This window comes from Streptomyces sp. A18 (genome assembly GCF_059026065.1).
On sequence record NZ_JBWLKL010000149.1, the window covers coordinates 1 to 576 of the forward strand.

Below are 576 nucleotides of genomic sequence, written 5' to 3' on the forward strand. Positions count from 1 at the left end.
CCGAGCGGGTGGGCATCGAGCCGGGCTCGCGTGTCCTCGCGGGCACCTCGGTGAACTTCGACGTGTCCGTCTTCGAGGTATTCACGACGCTGACTCGCGGCGGCTGCGTCGAACTCGTCCGTGACGTACTGGAGTTGGCGGAGCGGGAGGACTGGCAGGGTGGTGTCATCAGCACCGTGCCCTCTGTCTTCGCCGAGATGGTCGACGACATCGCCGGCAGCGTCGACGTCGACACCGTCGTCTTCGCCGGAGAAGCCCTGCCCGCATCCCTGGCCGACCGGGTGCGTGAGGCCTTCCCGGGCGTGCGGGTGGTCAACGCCTATGGGCAGACGGAGAGTTTCTACGCCACGGCGTTCGCATTGTCGTCGGGTGAGGAGTGGGCCGGGGCGGGCAGTGCGCCGATCGGGTCGCCGCTGGGGAACATGCGGGCGTACGTGCTGGGTCCAGGGCTCGTTCCGGTGCCGCCGGGGGTCGTCGGGGAGTTGTACGTCGCGGGGAGTGTGGCGCGTGGCTATCACGGCCGTGCGAGTTTGACGGCCGAGCGGTTCGTCGCGGATCCCTTCGGCGGGTCCGGGG

The 576-nt window shown here is 69.6% G+C and carries 1 protein-coding gene; it reads left to right on the forward strand.

Annotated features, from left to right (window positions below):
• A partial coding sequence (locus AC5P1C_RS43920; protein WP_493871605.1) for an AMP-binding protein occupies window positions 1-576 on the forward strand: 576 nt, incomplete at both ends.